Annotated in this window: 18 protein-coding genes; 16 read left to right on the forward strand and 2 right to left on the reverse strand. The window is 47.4% G+C overall.

The features are described from left to right. Positions 1–148 precede the first annotated feature (148 nt). The 5 genes from BUF15_RS20020 to BUF15_RS20040 all read left to right on the forward strand — a co-directional run bounded on the left by BUF15_RS20020 (position 149) and on the right by BUF15_RS20040 (position 5,307). The gene (locus BUF15_RS20020) at positions 149–1,405 is read left to right on the forward strand and encodes a thiolase family protein (protein WP_073615526.1); all 1,257 of its coding nucleotides are present in this window, start codon (positions 149–151) and stop codon (positions 1,403–1,405) included. 31 nt (positions 1,406–1,436) lie between these two features. Next, positions 1,437–2,177, forward strand: a complete 741-nt coding sequence (gene fabG, locus BUF15_RS20025; RefSeq protein ID WP_073615494.1) for a 3-oxoacyl-[acyl-carrier-protein] reductase — start codon at positions 1,437–1,439, stop codon at positions 2,175–2,177. A 104-nt stretch (positions 2,178–2,281) separates the two neighbouring features. Further along, positions 2,282–3,883, forward strand: coding sequence for an acyl CoA:acetate/3-ketoacid CoA transferase (locus BUF15_RS20030; RefSeq protein WP_073615495.1), 1,602 nt, complete (start codon positions 2,282–2,284; stop codon positions 3,881–3,883). Positions 3,884–3,934: 51 nt separating this feature from the next. Continuing rightward, the gene (locus BUF15_RS20035) at positions 3,935–4,753 is read left to right on the forward strand and encodes an epoxyqueuosine reductase (protein ID WP_073615496.1); all 819 of its coding nucleotides are present in this window, start codon (positions 3,935–3,937) and stop codon (positions 4,751–4,753) included. A gap of 20 nt (positions 4,754–4,773) precedes the next feature. Then, positions 4,774–5,307, forward strand: a complete 534-nt coding sequence (locus BUF15_RS20040) for a PaaI family thioesterase (protein WP_073615497.1) — start codon at positions 4,774–4,776, stop codon at positions 5,305–5,307. Here the strand turns inward: BUF15_RS20040 and BUF15_RS20045 are convergent. Beyond that, positions 5,294–6,103: an alpha/beta fold hydrolase gene (locus BUF15_RS20045; protein ID WP_073615498.1), complete on the reverse strand. Its 810-nt coding sequence runs from the start codon at positions 6,101–6,103 to the stop codon at positions 5,294–5,296. The two genes, BUF15_RS20040 and BUF15_RS20045, sit on opposite strands and share 14 nt — an antisense overlap. 130 nt (positions 6,104–6,233) lie before the next feature. Then, on the reverse strand, positions 6,234–6,968 hold the full coding sequence (locus tag BUF15_RS20050) for a hypothetical protein (protein WP_073615499.1): 735 nt from the start codon (positions 6,966–6,968) through the stop codon (positions 6,234–6,236). A gap of 865 nt (positions 6,969–7,833) precedes the next feature. Between BUF15_RS20050 and BUF15_RS20055 the strand changes: the two genes are divergently transcribed. From BUF15_RS20055 to BUF15_RS20105, 11 genes are all read left to right on the forward strand, one after another. Then, positions 7,834–8,088 (forward strand): FitA-like ribbon-helix-helix domain-containing protein, encoded by a 255-nt coding sequence (locus BUF15_RS20055; RefSeq protein WP_073615500.1) that lies wholly within the window; start codon positions 7,834–7,836, stop codon positions 8,086–8,088. Continuing rightward, positions 8,085–8,501 (forward strand): type II toxin-antitoxin system VapC family toxin, encoded by a 417-nt coding sequence (locus BUF15_RS20060; protein ID WP_073615501.1) that lies wholly within the window; start codon positions 8,085–8,087, stop codon positions 8,499–8,501. The genes BUF15_RS20055 and BUF15_RS20060 overlap by 4 nt, the downstream gene beginning before the upstream one ends. A gap of 244 nt (positions 8,502–8,745) precedes the next feature. After that, positions 8,746–8,988, forward strand: a complete 243-nt coding sequence (locus BUF15_RS20065; RefSeq protein ID WP_073615502.1) for a type II toxin-antitoxin system Phd/YefM family antitoxin — start codon at positions 8,746–8,748, stop codon at positions 8,986–8,988. Next, entirely contained in the window at positions 8,985–9,248 is a 264-nt protein-coding gene (locus tag BUF15_RS20070) for a Txe/YoeB family addiction module toxin (RefSeq protein WP_073615503.1), read from the forward strand. The genes BUF15_RS20065 and BUF15_RS20070 overlap by 4 nt, the downstream gene beginning before the upstream one ends. Positions 9,249–9,513: 265 nt before the next feature. Continuing rightward, positions 9,514–9,843: a hypothetical protein gene (locus BUF15_RS20075; RefSeq protein ID WP_073615504.1), complete on the forward strand. Its 330-nt coding sequence runs from the start codon at positions 9,514–9,516 to the stop codon at positions 9,841–9,843. Between the two features lie 563 nt (positions 9,844–10,406). Next, positions 10,407–10,793, forward strand: coding sequence for a RidA family protein (locus BUF15_RS20080; RefSeq protein WP_073615505.1), 387 nt, complete (start codon positions 10,407–10,409; stop codon positions 10,791–10,793). A gap of 23 nt (positions 10,794–10,816) precedes the next feature. Beyond that, a complete protein-coding gene (gene cuyA, locus BUF15_RS20085) occupies positions 10,817–11,815 on the forward strand; it encodes a D-cysteate sulfo-lyase (protein WP_073615506.1) in 999 nt (332 codons plus the stop codon). Positions 11,816–11,923: 108 nt separating this feature from the next. After that, positions 11,924–13,192, forward strand: coding sequence for a dicarboxylate/amino acid:cation symporter (locus BUF15_RS20090; protein WP_073615507.1), 1,269 nt, complete (start codon positions 11,924–11,926; stop codon positions 13,190–13,192). A 180-nt stretch (positions 13,193–13,372) separates the two neighbouring features. After that, positions 13,373–14,368: a TRAP transporter substrate-binding protein gene (locus BUF15_RS20095; RefSeq protein ID WP_073615508.1), complete on the forward strand. Its 996-nt coding sequence runs from the start codon at positions 13,373–13,375 to the stop codon at positions 14,366–14,368. 65 nt (positions 14,369–14,433) lie between these two features. Further along, complete coding sequence (locus BUF15_RS20100; protein WP_073615509.1) at positions 14,434–14,934, forward strand: TRAP transporter small permease; 501 nt, start codon at positions 14,434–14,436, stop codon at positions 14,932–14,934. Positions 14,935–14,946: 12 nt separating this feature from the next. Continuing rightward, positions 14,947–16,227 carry a TRAP transporter large permease gene (locus tag BUF15_RS20105; RefSeq protein WP_073615510.1) on the forward strand — a complete coding sequence of 427 codons (1,281 nt, stop codon included), beginning with the start codon at positions 14,947–14,949 and terminating at the stop codon, positions 16,225–16,227. Positions 16,228–16,477: the final 250 nt, after the last annotated feature.

The following is a 16,477-nucleotide window of genomic DNA, read 5'->3' on the forward strand; positions in this document are numbered from 1 at the left end:
CATCGGGAACAGCATGATGCCTTTGTCCACTGAGTATTCACCTGTGGCGGAAGAGCTGAGCTGGAAAAAACTATATTGCCTAAGGAAGGTCATGGAAAAAGAAGTTACAGAAACATTGAGCCAATACTGGGCGTCCCAAGCTAAGGAAATGCAGGATAGAGATGTTGTTATTGTTTCTGCCTGCAGAACGGCTATCGGCGCTTTTGGTGGAAGTCTGAAAGATATGAATGCTGCTGCAATCGGCAGTGTGGTCATGAAAGAAGCGGTAAAGAGAGCGGGTATTGACCCGGTTATTCTAGACGATGTTAGATTCGGCTGTTGCATGGAGCCTGCCGATGCCTGCAATGTCGCAAGAGTCAGTGCCCTCCTTGCTGGCATTCCTGAGTCAACACCGGCAGTGACCATTAACCGGGTCTGTATATCCGGTATGGAAGCTGTATTGTCGGCAACGGCGATGATCCAGGCAGGCATGGCTGATGCCATTCTTGCTGGCGGTGTGGAACACATGTCCGGCGTACCATATATCGTTCCGCAGGCCAGGTGGGGCTGCAGGCTGCAGGACCAGGTCTTTGCTGATGCAATGATCCATGCCCTGCATTGTGGCTCGCATATCATTCCGCATCCTGAAGAAGGCCCTGTCAACGAAAAGGAGCCGCCAATGAGTCAGTTTGTCGGTAAACCCTACATCATGGGGCATACGGCAGAGTTCGTGGCCCAGCATCTGAATATCAGCCGAGAAGAGATGGATGAGGTTGCTCTTAGAAGCAACAGCAATGCAGAGCGGGCCACCAGCGAAGGAGCCTTCGCTGAGGAGATTGTGGCCATTGAGATTCCTCAACGGAAAAAGTCGCCGATAATCTTTGATAAGGATGAGCATTTCCGCCCAGGGTTAACCCTTGAGCAGTTGCAGAAACTGGCCCCAGCCTTTGTGCCTAAAACTGGCAAAGTCACCGCCGGTAACTCCAGCGGTCTGAATGACGGTGCGGCGGCAATGGTGCTGATGTCTGCAGGTAAAGCACGAGAATTGGGGATCAAGCCATTAGCACGCATCAAGGCGGTGGGCAGCGGTGGCTGTCATCCTTCGGTGATGGGACTTTCACCGATTCCAGCTGTGAATAAACTACTGGCCTCTTCAGGGATGAAAATATCAGACTTTGATCTAGTCGAGGTGAATGAAGCGTTTGCCGCGCAGTATATCGCCTGTGAGAGAGAGCTTAGCCTGAATCGGGACATTACCAATGTTAACGGTTCCGGTATCGGGCTTGGCCATCCGGTGGGAGCGACCGGCGCCAGAATTATTGTGACCCTACTCCATGCGCTCAAAAACAGGGACAAAAAGATGGGTCTTGCCACATTGTGCGGCGGTGGCGGTGTTGCCATGGCCTGTGCCATTGAAATGATGTAACTGCAGGACAAAGGAACTGGTGGGAAAAATTATGAACTTTACGGGAAAAACAGCCCTTGTTACCGGTTCAGGTAGTGGTATCGGTAAGGCAATTGCCCTGTTGCTGGCTCAGCAGGGTGCAGATGTACTGGTTAATGATATTTCAACTGAAAATGCAGCGCAGACTGTTGGCGAGATTACCGCCCTTGGTCGGAAAAGCGGTTCAAGCACCGCAAATGTAGCGGTTCATGCCGAGGTCGAGGGGATGTTCGAACTGGCAAGATCGATGTTCGGCAGGGTCGATATCCTAGTGAACAACGCTGGAATAACCCGCGATAATCTGTTGATGAAGATGACCGAAGACCAGTGGGACCTGGTGATCGATGTCAACTTGAAGGGGGTCTTCAACTGTTGCCAGCATGGGGCGCGTATGATGTCGGAGCAGCAGTACGGTAAGATCGTAAATATCGCCTCTGCCTCTGCCCAGATAGGTAATATCGGTCAGTCAAACTACGCGGCCAGCAAAGGGGGGGTTATATCCATGACCAAAACCTTGGCAAAGGAGCTGGCCCGATTCAATATCAATGTCAATGCCGTCGCTCCTGGTTTTATCGCCACACCTATGACTGAGGAAGTGCCGGACAAGGTGAAGGAATACCTTATTCAGCAGATCCCTTTACGGCGTGCAGGAAATCCGGAGGACATTGCCCATGCAGTGGCCTTTCTGGCTTCCGATACTGCATCGTATATCACCGGCCAGGTCCTTTCATGTAATGGTGGCATGTACGTTTGACATGCCGGTCGGTCGTAATCCTGCGGTTTCCGGGAGAGTTGCTACCCGAAACCGCGGATAACGATGACACACCGTCTCAACTGACAGTAAACAGGATGGATTAGATGGGAAGCGCAGGATTACGAAAGAAAAAATCCGGATGTGTAACAAAAATAGTGACGGCGGAAGAAGCAGTCAGACTCATTCCGGATGGTGCGACGATAACCACCGGCGGTTTCTGTGGAGCGGGGTTTGCCGAGCATATTGCAATCGAGATAAAGAAACAGTTTTTAGAATATGGTCGGCCATGTGATCTGACACTGGTCTACTGTGCCGGACAGGGGGATTTCAAAACACGAGGACTGGGACACCTGGGAGAAGAAGGCCTGGTTGGAAAGATAATTGCTGCCCATTTCGGGGCGTCCCCACTTCTTTCCAGATTCGCCATAGAGGGCAAAATTCCAGCCTATAACTTTCCTCAGGGAGTGATGTCCCAGATGTTTAGGGATATTGCTGCCCATAAACCGCGGACTATCTCAAAGGTTGGTCTGCACACCTTTGTTGATCCTCGTCTGGAAGGGGGAAAGGTGAATCATCTGGCGGCAGAATCGCTAGTTGAGGTGATGGTTATTGATGGCGAGGAATATCTTGCCTACAAAACCTTTCCAATCGATGTGGCCATCTTGCGTGGTACTACGGCGGATGAGGATGGCAATATCACTATGGAACGGGAGGCGCTGACGCTTGAATCCCAGGCTCAGGCTATGGCTGCGAGAAATTCAGGTGGGCTCGTCATTGTCCAGGTCGAACAGATTGTGCAGCGTGGTACACTGAATGCCAAGCACGTAAAAATCCCCGGAATCATGGTAGATGCAATGGTGGTGGCCAGCAGTGAGCATCACTGGCAGACGTATACTGAACGGTATAATCCATCGTTTAGCGGTGAGGCCAAGGTGCCGATGGCGCAGATTTCGCCTCTGACCATGAGTCCTAGAAAGATTATCGCCCGTCGTGCCGCCCTGGAGTTACAGGCCGGTGATGTGGTCAACCTCGGAATCGGTATGCCGGAGGGCATCGCCAGTGTCGCTAACGAGGAAGGGATTCTTGGAAAACTGACCCTTACGGCAGAGCCGGGGATAATCGGTGGAATGCCGGCAAGCGGCCTGAGTTTTGGCGCAAGTTATAACCCCCAGGCTATTATCGACCAGCCTTCACAGTTCGACTTTTATCACGGAGGCGGTTTGGACTGCACTTTTTTGGGACTCGCCCAGGCGGACCGTGAGGGCAACCTCAATGTCAGCAAGTTTGGCCCGAAACTGGCTGGTGCAGGTGGGTTTATAGATATTTCGCAGAATGCCGGTAAAGTCGTGTTTGCCGGAACCTTTACTGCCGGCGGTCTGGATGTTGCCATTGAAGATGGGAAAATTGCAATCCTTCAGGAAGGCCGTTCCCAGAAATTTATCGAAGCCGTTGAACAGGTGACGTTCAGTGGTAGATATGCCGTAGAAAGGGCGCAATATGTACTGTTTATAACTGAGCGTTGTGTGTTTGAACTCACTAGGGAAGGCCTGAAACTTATCGAGATTGCGCCCGGTGTGGATTTGCAGCGGGATATCCTAGATCAGATGGGTTTCATCCCTGTCCTCAATGGTACCGTAAAAATTATGGATCAGCGGATATTCCAGCCGGAACCTATGCGGTTATCTGAAGACTTCTGTTGCATGTAACCGGTGGGGCTGAATAAAACCCTTTTTGGAAGTATACATAAGGATCTTAATATGTTGGAAGATTTACGAGTGGGTTTGAGTCAGGATATTATCGCCAAGGCCAAAGAGTTCGGAGCAGACCTTGCCGGTATTGCCCGCGTGGAGGATCTGAAGATCTCCCCGTCCCATGTCATGGGTGGTCAAATACCGGATTTTGGTGGTGTCGGTGCGAAGGAGGTGGATGGACGTAAACCAGGAGTGGTGGAATGGCCGAAGAGTGCAAAATCAGCCATCGTTATCGCCATTGCCCATCCGCCTGAAAAACCGGAGTTGGACTGGTGGGTACTTGGTGGGAAATCAGCCGCCGGCAATACAGCTGGAAACAAGGTACTTATGTCCATCAACAAAAAGCTGGCGGAATGGCTTGAGCATGAAACTGGCGCACAATGCATGAAGTTACCTTATCATGTAGAGTTTGGTGGAATCTATATGAAGGATACTGCGGTGATGGCCGGACTTGGTTGTATAGGTAAAAACAACATCCTGGTAACACCCGAGTTTGGGCCACGCCAGCGACTCAGGGTGATGTTGGTTGATATAGATCTCGCTCCGACTGGCCCCATCGATTTCGATCCATGCGTTGATTGCGCCATGTTCTGTCGGTCAGCCTGCCCGCAGAAGGTTTTTGATGCGCAGATCTACACATCAGAAGAGTATGGATTGACGCAGCTGCCCGGACGGACTGGGGTTTACAGCAGGCCCTTGTGCAATAAACAGATGGATATTGATACTGCCAATCAGCAGGTGGTGGTGGTTGAAGGTCAGGAGGAGCCGGTGAAAAAAACCATGTTCTGCCGAGAATGTGAATTGGCCTGTCCGGTCGGAGCTTAAAAAGCAGAAAATGTGTTTGCATGGTGACCAGTATGGATGACAGGGTGAATGGCTTAAAACCAATTCTCAACATTGAAGATCAGACTTGCTTTGGGTGTGGAGCTGCTAATTCCAACGGCTTGCAAATGACCTTTCATAAAGATTTGCATCATGTCTATTCATTTCTCACCGTTCCCGCTTCAATGGGAGGTTGGGACCGGATTGTTCATGGTGGAATCCTTTCGACCATCCTGGATGAAATTATGGGTTGGACGGTGATCGCGTTATTACAGAAGATCGGGGTGACCAAAACCATGACGGTCGATTTTCTGCGTCCGGTCAGTGTAGGTCAACAGCTAAAGGTGGTCGGCTCTGTTATGGAAATGCCGTCTGAGCGAATTGCAACCATATCCGGCATGATCTATGATGACAATGATCGGGAATGTGCCACGGCAACCGGCACATTCTCAGTTATGCCTTCTAAGGTCGCGGTACGGCTGGGGGTCGTCAGCAAAGAGTTTATGGCACGCTTCGAGCGAGTACTAAACGACGGTAAGACATTTATGGACAAATAGCAGTAGTCGAAATGTTTGCAAGGAAATCAACCCAGATCCGATTGACTGTAGCCGCATGGGTAATGGGGGCCATATGGCCCCCGTCTATCCAGTGCATCTCCAGCTGCGGGAGGGTCCGAGCAATATTTTCTACAATTTTCCGGGTTGAGGGTGGGCTTTTTCGTCCGGCGATCAAACAGGTGGGCAGCTGCAGCCGGGCATAGTCATCGATTGTCAAGGGCTCATATATCCCAGCCTGAAAATCGAGGAGGACTTTCTGAATATAACGATTGAGAGATCTTTGCCTCTCCATATGTATATTGGCATACGTGCCGCCACCGCTCCAGAAATCGACAAAGATCCTTGTGCCTGTCGATAAATCGCCACAATCTACGGCTTGCTTTATCTGTTCGGCTAGTTTGACAATTACCAGCAGGGCTGGATCATCTTTGGCCAGCAGGTGAAAGGCGACAGGTTCATAGAGTGACAAGCTGAGCAGTTGCTCCTGATGGTCATAAGCAAATCGTAATGCGGTGGCGGCACCATAAGAGTGACCAAGTAGATGGAACTTCACGTCACCTATGAATTGTTTGATTATTGTTTGTATCCGCTCGGCTTCTTGCAGAAGGGTGAATTCGAAACCATTTGGAGGAAGAGGGCTTACTCCGTACCCATAGAGGTCGATGGCGATGACCTGATATTTCTCCTGGAGTACATCCATCAATTTGCCCCACTGTTCTTTGCTGCTCATAGAGCTGTGTAAAAGAACGACTGGGATACCGCTGCCGATTGTATAACATTCTGGGTGCTGATCCATATTTGCCGTTATGATTCGCCTAAAAAAAAGGACAGTTATTCTGGTTGGCAGAATGCTTATTTCGACAGCTGCCAGTTATCGATAAAGTACAGCAATCCATGCAATGTTTTAATCTGGTCTTCACAGTGTCTCAAAAGGTTGATGGCGGTTCTTTCTGAAAAAGCCACTCCCAATCCATACTGGCATCAGCGCTCCAAGATGCGCCGTTGTACTCTTCAAGAAGTTCATCCCTTATTGCTTCTGCAAGGTCTTCTCTATTGAGCTGCATTTTCCACCAGAGAAGGGTCAGATTCTGATAACGGCCAAAATCATAATCCTGCGGATTATCGTAATCATCTGCAGGAGCCCAGGCGTCTCTGTTATGGGTTCCATCGCTTATTGAGGCGTTTATGCCTCCTTTACCATTAAATTTTATCTGCTGCCAGGCCTGTTCATAGGATTCTGGGGGTGTCGTCGTGTCGAAATCGCCACCAACGATCAGCACAGGTCCGTTTTGTGTAACGTCGTTCCAGGCAACGCACTGAAGAAGATCTCGCTCGCGTGCAGACCACTGGTTGGCTGCAATTACAACAAAAGGACCATTTACTGCCCAATCAATAAGCCCAGGTTTATAACCCTCTGTCTCGTCTGAACTCTTTATCTCTCCTCCCCCCCAACCGTTGGCCCAGCCAATGATCGGATAAGTGACGCCTGTTGGAGCTTTATTGGCCCAAGGTCGAATGACCGTGCAGTCAAGCTGGTGGTTACCTTTTGGCGAGCCACCAACAACTTCCTCTGAATAAAGATTCTCTGCCTGTATAATGGATGAAGAACTCAGGATGGTAAACAATGCAGCTGTAAGAATCACTGACGATGATGTTGTCATGCAAACCTCCTTATTGAATGGTGAACGGTAAATAATACGAGGTGCTAGCCCCAGGTGTAGATCGGTAGAGATGAAACTCAGCAGTATGCGAGAATAGCTATTCTTGGATCTTTGGCTTGTCCCAGGCAGAAAGGTTGGTTTTTCTGCCTGGGACTTGGGGGATTTGGGCCGGTGAAACAATAGAGAATATACTTGTCGGGGGCGGGTCAAGATATGGGGGATACCCCCTATTTGTTGATATAGAAGCCCTACCTATTGAATGTTCAGTAGGGCTTAGCCGAGTTTGACACTAAAATGACTGAGACAGGATGTGAGGGTAGAACCCAAACCTCCTTTCATTTTTCTCTGAAAGGTATTTTTGAGAGAACCTGAATTTAGCCTGTTATGCGATTAATATTGCCCTGTCGAATGTCTGAAAAATACAACAATCCTTATGGTTTAGCTTTCTGCTGAATCCGGGAAGTTCTGTTTTTTCAAATTCCTAACAGGAAAAATGCAGTCTCTGACTGTAGATTATTCATGAGCTCATGATCGAATAACAGGTAATGAGATTGACAAGCATGACCTTCTGACCCTTATCTTTGGTAAGCTACATTCTGCAGTTGCTCCATTTCTGATCAACTTCAACCAAATCGTCAGGTCTACCAGCTCAGAAAAACCTCAAGAAGGATAAGCCGAAAACTGGCTATGACTACCATTGGAAATATCCTGTGGGGGTTACTTGATCATGCCACGTCATCGGTCACGGCCATTTTAAAAAAATGATTGCGACGCGACTCTTTAAAAAAATGATTGCGACTCTTGCCCTATTTGCTTGCATTGTGATATAATGTAAGCAAATAAAGCACAGGAGGGAGGTGAAATCATGCCATCAGTCACTGTCAGAAACGTACCGGATGAGGTTCATCGCGCTTTGCGGGTTAGAGCCGCACAGCATGGACGAAGCGCCGAAGCTGAAATTCGTGAGATACTAGAAAATGCCGTCCAGCCGGAAGGAAGGGTAAAACTTGGTTCTTTACTTGCCAGCATTGGTCGCAAAATCAATTTGAGCGATGATGAATTTTCGATTCTAGAGCAGAGTCGAGATAAATCTCCGGCCAAACCGGTGGAATTTGAATGATACTGCTAGATACAAATGTAATTTCTGAACCGTTGCGTCGTGCTCCTGAGGCCCGTGTTATTAGCTGGATTGATGCACAATCACTAGAAACGCTCTATTTATCAGCAATCACTGTGGCAGAACTGCGTTTTGGAGTTGCAAACCTTCCAGTTGGAAAGCGACGAGATGAACTGCAAAACAGTCTTGAAAATCAAATATTGCCGCTGTTTGCCGGACGTGTGCGTCCGTTTGATATGGACTGCACGACCGCTTATGCTGAGCTCATGGCCAAAGCCAAATTTGCCGGTTTAGCAATTGCTGCAGCAGATGGATACATTGCGTCTATTGCGGCGACTAACCGGTTTAGCGTTGCGACACGAGATGTCAGTCCATTCCAAGCTGCAGGTGTCAACGTTATCAACCCTTGGGAGTGATTAGACCGTCTTTGGTAAGCTCTGGTTCTCCGTTGCTCAATTTCTGCTCAATTCTCTATTTTTACCGCTTCCACCACATCAGAAAACATCCTGAGTCCTATCCATGAAAAACAGATAAAACCTGCCATTGCTCATCTTAATCGAGAGCTCACCGATATTGCAGTTGAAAAATGATAGCGGGATGATCGCCAACGCTTGACATTACGTACGCAAAAGCGTACCATATCGCCATGGAGGTACCACTATGAATATTCTCAATGTAACGGAAGCCCGAGCAAAACTATATGCCCTTATAGATGAAACTGCAGTTTCTCATCAGCCAGTAATGATCACCGGCAAAAGAGGAAATGCTGTACTCGTGTCCGAAGAAGACTGGAATGCAATATCAGAAACACTCTACCTTCTTTCGGTACCAGGAATGCGTGAATCTATCAAAGAGGGAATGGAGCAGGATCTATCTGAATGTTCAAAGGAGCTTGATTGGTGACTTGGGAAATCGTCTTCACAAAACAAGCTCAGAAGGATGCAAAAAAGCTGGCAAGTGCTGGATTAAAGGGCAAAGCACAAAAACTTCTCGAAGTAATCCGAGAAGACCCTTTCCAAAACCCACCATCTTACGAAAAGTTGATCGGAGATCTTTCCGGAGCTTATTCCCGCAGAATCAATATCCAGCACCGGCTAGTTTATCAGGTTTACCAACAAGAACGAATCATTAAAGTACTACGATTGTGGACGCATTACGAGTAGTCACCGGTGAGTAATTTTTCTGCACGATATCTGTCGGCGACAGCATATTCTCCTTATCAAAAAGCTCAACTATACCCTCACGCGACTGAGGCAAACAGAGTCTTTGGTAAGCTTTTGTTGGCAGTTGCTCCATTTCTGATCAATTCTCAAGATTTAGCCTGTCCTACCCTGTCAGGAAGTATACGTAACAAAAATGAAGATGAACCTATGATATAATCAGGTCATTAACATCCTGTTTTTTCTAAAGAAGAAAAAGGATGCATGTATGACCACATCGATCGTTTCATTTAATGATTACTTCCCCTATTGCTGGGATGAAGAGCAGCTGCAAGAGCAGTGGCCCGTAATTCATCAGCCACGCCAGAGACTTCAACTCCTTGCCGACAAATCGCACCCAGAACTCTATTTTTCTCCAATCGAAGATTCTATGCCCGTCTGGCTGCCCTCAAAACGACGGGCAACGTTGGACAGGTTTTGCCAGCGCCTTGAGGCAAGCAATTACAACGGTTCAGATCTGGCAATCGCACAATCTATCCAATATCAATATATAATGCTACAGGTGCGATTGGCCATTGCTATTCCCATGATAATTTGAAGGTCGCAATCTAAGATCTTTCCACTCCGAAAAATGTCGACATTAAGCAAGAAGTGTTCATTGATCCGAAATGAAGTCCATTCTTGTTGTTTTGTGTTGCTGTGTACTAATACTTGGTATTTTTTATAAAAACATAGTTATTTCGATATAAATTACATTAGTAAAAGCGATTCAACCCAGGATCGAGAGGGTAAGGTTAGATAATAGACAATTGTATTTTCGCATGGTGTACAGCATCTTAATATGAAGATAATAGAGAATAAACAAGCATGCCTGATAGGCGTCAGCATGTAACTGTTTCATTTGAAGGGTAGCAGAGAATCCAGGAAGGAAACGTATTGACCATGTCATTAAAAAAAAGCCTCCCCCATTCGTCCTGAATTACTAAATATTCTCCTCCAAGCCGTTGACACTAATATTTTTTGTTTGACACTGAAGGTCGAATCTGGCAAAAAGAAAAAGAAAAGTGTCGACATTCGGCATTTTCAACTAAAGATCAGGTTGATAATACAGGATCATAGCTGTATGAAATACATCGAAAAATGCATCATAAGGGAAAGGGAATGAAAGGAAAAATTGCAATCGAGACCAGTAACGCTCCCGGGGCAGTTGGCCCTTATTCGCAAGCTGTAAGAGTGGGAGAGCTGCTTTTTACTTCAGGTCAGCTGCCTATCGATCCGGCAACTGGCAAAATGGCGGAAGGGACAATTGCAAACCGCGCCCACCAAGCTCTTAAGAATCTCAAGGCTGTCATCGAAGCAGCGGGGGGAAGACTTGAAGACGTTCTCAAAACCACTGTTTTTTTGTCGGACATAGGAAATTTTCAGGAGGTCAATGCCGTTTACGCTGAATACTTCTCCTCACCTTTCCCGGCTAGAAGCGCATTTCAGGTGGCTGCTCTCCCATTGGGGGCAGATATTGAAATCGAGGCCATTGTTCTCATCAACTAACCCCTACATTAATAGGACACACTATGAATCTGACCAAATTTCCTAGAAGAAATTATGTGCAGGATGCCACACCGATAGAGGCGCTTCCGGCATTCTCGGCAGCCCTCGGTGGCAAAGTCAATATTTTCATCAAACGAGACGACCTTCTCCCTGGATGTGCAGGTGGGAACAAGACAAGAAAGCTCGACTTCTGTATCGCCGATGCTATGCAAAATGGGGCCGACACTATCATCACTTGTGGTGCTGTTCAGTCAAACCACTGCCGTCTGACCCTTTCCTGGGCTGTAAAAGAAGGACTGGATTGCCATCTTGTATTAGAGGAGCGGGTTCCGGGCAGTTACAAGAAAGACGGTTCCGGCAATAATTTCCTTTTCAAATTGCTTGGCGTCAAAAGTACGACCGTTGTCCCTGGTGGCTCCAATATGCTTGGTGAGATGGAAAAACTTGCCGAAAACCTGAAAAAAGACGGCAAAAAGCCATATATCATACCCGGTGGTGCATCCAATGCAATCGGTGCAACCGGTTATGTCGCCTGTGCCGAGGAGATCATGCAACAGTTGTTCAATAAGAACCTGTCCATTGATCATATGGTGGTTCCAAGCGGCAGTGCAGGCACACACGCAGGCATAGTTGTCGGCATGTACGGTACCAATGCTGGTATTCCAGTGTCAGGTATTAATGTTAGCCGTAAAAAAGACGTCCAGGAAGAAATTGTACACAAACTAGTGCTTGAAACGGCGAAACGCATTGGTATGCGTGAGACGGTTCCAGCTGACCAGATTACTTGCTATGACAGCTATGTTGGCCCTGGATATTCCATTCCCACCGATGGCATGACCGAAGCTGTCAAACTGCTCGCTCAGACAGAATCCATCCTGCTTGATCCGGTTTACTCTGGAAAGGCTATGGCCGGGCTCATTGACCTGGTTCGAAGTGGGCATTTCGCCACGGGCTCCAACGTGCTTTTCCTGCACACCGGTGGTTCCCCGGCACTCTATGCGTATCTTGATACGTTTCAATAAGTAAAAAAAGGCACTGTGACTCTGGTTACAGTGCCTTTTTTGTATAGTTGAATTAACCAAGGTATGACTCTTGCCAGACCGACGGCAAAACTAGAGAGGAGAATCACAATGAAACTGTATCATAAAATAATGATCGGCTTAGTTCTTGGTGTTATTGCCGGTCTGATTCTTGGAGAAAAAGCTGAGTATTTAAAGCCTATCGGCGATATCTTCATTCGTTGTCTCCGGTTAATCGTTGTCCCCCTGATTCTTTCAACACTCATATCTGGTGTTGTTAGTACAGGAAATGTTAAAAATTTAGGGAAAACAGGTGTTACCACTCTGATTTATTTCATGGTGACAACTACCTTGGCTGTTTGCATTGGCCTACTTGTTGCGAATGTCTTACAACCTGGTATCGGGCTTACCCTTGGTGAGCTTAAAGCTTTCAAAGCTCCTGATCCTGTTGGTCCAGCCCAGATGATTGTCAGTATGTTTCCAATGAACCCGATGGAAGCTCTTGCTGATGGCAATGTCCTGCAGATCATCATCTTCGCCTTACTTTTTGGAGCCGGACTTTCCATGACCGGTGAAAAAGGCAAACCTATTGCTAATTTTTTCCAAAGCCTTGCTGAGGTGATGTTCAAAGTCTCTGATATCGTTATTAGCTTTGCACCTTATGGCGTCTTCGCCCTTATTGCATGGACAACCGGAAAATTTGGACTGGATATATTGCTGCCAATGGGAAAACTCATTGTGGCGGTTCTTGTCGCCTGTCTCATACATATTTTTGCATCCTATGTCATAATTGTGGCAACAGTCGCGCGTATCTCTCCACTAGCCTTCTTAAAAAAGACGATGGAGCCTGCCTTGGTAGGTTTGTCCACCTGTAGTGCCGCCGCAGCTTTTCCTTTTTCCATGCGCGCACAAAGGCAGCTTGGTGTTTCATCAAAAGTTTCAGGTTTTACACTGCCGATGGCACTTACCATCAACATGGATGGGACAGCCTTATATCAGGCTGTTGCAGCCATGTTTGTTGCTAATGCGTATGGAATTGATCTGTCATTTACCCAGCAGGGGACAATTGTTGCAACGGCAGTTCTCGCCTCAGTCGGAACCGCAAGCATTCCCGGAGGTGGCTTGATAATGTTAACCATGGTTCTTCAGTCGGTGGGTTTACCTCTTGAAGGGATTGCGATTGTTGCTGGAATTGATCGAATTCTTGACATGTTCCGTACAACAACAAATATCTTCGGTGATAACTCAGCCGGCGTTGTCGTTGCAGCGTTAGGTGGTGAACTTGATCGTAAAATGGCAGTCACACCTCTCAGTGAGATGGAACATGGGAGTAGCGTTCATCTCGATGGAGAAGGGCATATTGTTGATGAATTGGGATAGATTTGTTAGCAGGTTGCAGGTTCGTATGAAAGATTCATGGTAGGACAAATGGTCTCCCATACCGTGCAAAATCTTTAGTATTGGGAGCCTTCTATGGCAGTGATACCTTCCTGCATAAAGGCGCGCTCTGTATGTGGTAGTGTATCAATTACCAAATGTATACATTCTCAGGAGGAAACAATGAAAAGTATTAAAACTGTTTTATCTGTACTGGTACTTTGCTTGTCCATGAGCATCTCATCAGCCTTTGCGGGTCCAATTGTTATCAAGCTCGCTCACCCGAATGTACCACAGCACCCGATGGGGCTTGCATTCATTAAATTCAAGGAATTGATCGAAGAGCGTAGCAACGGGGCATTCCGTGTCGATATTTTCGACAGTTCCAAGTTCGGCAACTTCGATAGCGTGGTCCAGGGGCTGCAACTCAACATGCTCCAAATGGGTTCTGCCTCGACCCCAAACCTTTCCCCATTTTCCGATGAATTTCTGATCTTTGATTTGCCCTTCCTCTTTCCTGACTATCCTTCCACTGACAAGATAACAGATGGACCCATCGGCATGAATGCCACAAAAGCACTAGAGAAAAGTGGCATTATCGGCCTTGGCTACATTGAAATCGGTTTTCGTAACCTTTGGAATAACAACCGGGCTGTAGCAACTCTTGAAGATGCAAAAGGTTTGAAAATTCGCTCCACTCCCTCGAAAGCCCACATCGCCACTCTGAAGAGTCTTGGCATGAATCCTACCCCTGTTGCATGGGGTGAAGTATACACTGCCATGCAACAAAAAACCGTTGACGGCATCGATATCGACCTCAACCTTGCCTGGTATAATAACTTCCCAGAAGTCAATAACCACGTCACCATTGTCAACAGCCTGTTCAGCCCGCACTTGGTTATGATTTCAAAGAAATTTTTGGACAGCCTTACTCCAGAACAGAAAGATATGGTGCTCACTACCTTTGATGAGATTAAGCTCTACGAACGCAAGCTCATTCGCGACGGTGAAAAAGAGATCCTCGCGCAGCTGGCGGACAAGGGCGTTACCGTTACCGTTCTGACCCCAGAAGAGCGTGAGCGTTGGGCTGCCGCCACAGCTGGTGTTTATGCAGAGTTTGAAGATCGCATCGGAAAAGATCTTATCGAACAAGCAAAAGCGACCATCGCCGGTGAATAACCAGCCCTAACCATACCGGGCGGGATTCGACTGCCCGGTATAACGAGACAATAGAGAGCATCAACATGAAAAATACGCCCAAATCGATGATTCCAAGCGTTGAGATGATTATTGCTTCTGTTTCGCTGGTTATGATGACAGGCATTACTGCGGTTCAGGTCTTTAACAGGTACGTTCTCCAGAGTTCACTTGACTGGTCGGAAGAGTTGGCCCGCTACCTTTTCATCTGGTCTGTCTATGTTGGCTGCAGTTATGCAACACAAATGGACAGGCATCTGGAGGTGACAATTGTCCGCACGATGTTCAAAGGAAAGTTTGCCCGGCCGGTCACTATTGCTGCTTCGATATTTACCTTGCTGTTCTGTGTTTTTGTGACAGTCCTTGGAGTCAAATTTATCATCTTCCTCGCCGGGACCGGTCAGAAGACACCTGCTCTTGAGATCAATGCCTACTGGGTTTATCTGTGCATGCCTGTGGGGCTTGGTTTTATGGGCTTAAGGACACTCGAAAGGTTGTGGTGGTTAATTACAGGGAGAATCAATCCTGCTGAAATAGAGATTAATTAAGGAGTCGTTGCAATGGATCTGGCTATTATTTTAACCTTTGTTTCGCTGGCTACGTTTCTTTTACTGAGTGTTCCCATCGGTGTAGCCATTGGGCTGAGCGTAATTGTCGGCATGGCCTCTAGCGACATGCTACCATACGAATTCCTGATACAGAAAATGATCACATCCTTGGATGTTTTCCCTCTGATGGCCGTACCATTTTTTATCATGGCGGGCGAGATTATGCAGAAAGGCAGCATGGCCCAGAGACTGCTCTCTGTATCACGAGCCTTGGTCGGTCATCTGACTGGTGGAATGGCTCATATTTCTGTTCTAACCAGCCTTTTCTATGGATCCCTTTCCGGTTCAGCTCCCGCAACCGTTGCAGCAGTTGGTGGAATAATGATCCCGGCAATGGAGAAAGAGAAGTATTCTAAATCGTTTGCTACAGCGGTGAATACTGCTGCTGGATGTCTCGGGGTTATTATACCGCCAAGCGTACCGCTCATTATTTACGGGACAACGGCTGGAGTATCTGTTGGGGACCTCTTTATAGCTGGTGTTATCCCCGGCCTTTTTATCGGATTGTGCTTAATGGTGTGTAGCCACATTTTAGCAAAAAAGTATGGTTTCACCGGAACAGGGAAACGAGCTCCTATCATGGAAATAGTGTCCACTTTTTTTCTCGCCCTGCCCGCACTTATGGTTCCAATCATCGTCCTCGGCGGTATTTACGGAGGATTGACGACCCCTACCGAAGCAGGTGTTATTGCCGTTGTCTACTCTCTCGTCGTCGAAGGACTTGTGCTCCGAACCCTGAGTTGGCAAAAGGTAATCGATGTGTTCAAAGGAACAGCTCTGACAACCTCATCTATCTTCCTCGTTGTTGCCACAGCCACAGCTCTTGGTCAGATATTGCTTTTCTACAATCTTCCGAGCATGCTCGTAGAGATACTGGTGAATATTTCTAATAATAAATACATACTATTGCCGATAATTCTTGTGTTCCTGCTCATCATGGGAACGTTTATGGATGCTTTGGCAAACATTCTTATCCTGACTCCGCTTCTCCTGCCGGTTGTCAAGGTGCTCGGCGTTGATCCGATCCATTTCGGCATTATCATGATAGTCTGCTCATCAATGGGTTTTCTTACGCCTCCGGTGGGTGTGAATCTTTTTGTTGGTTGCAGTATTGCCAATATTTCAATCGAACGACTCAGCGTTGCAGTTTTGCCGTTTTTGTTCACCATGATCCTTTCACTGCTGGTGCTCACATTCGTTCCGCAAATAGCACTTTGGTTGCCGGGACTGTAAGAGCAGCTGTCCGTATTCGTGTTTTATGCATTGTGAAGCCAGCCGAGAGAGGTATGAACAATGAAGGTAACTAAGAGTTCTGCATCACAAGGGATATTAGGTATAACCGGACATGCCGGTGCTGGCCACGTACATAGCCACTCCGGGTTTGTTCAGGATGACACGGCAGGATTTGCTGTCATTGCCTGCCTGCTCCGCAGGGCGTTACCGGTTTGCACCACGATCTCATCAGTTGAGGCTGACATAGATT

Origin of the sequence: Desulfopila aestuarii DSM 18488 (assembly GCF_900143695.1) — a bacterium.
Lineage (GTDB): Bacteria > Desulfobacterota > Desulfobulbia > Desulfobulbales > Desulfocapsaceae > Desulfopila > Desulfopila aestuarii.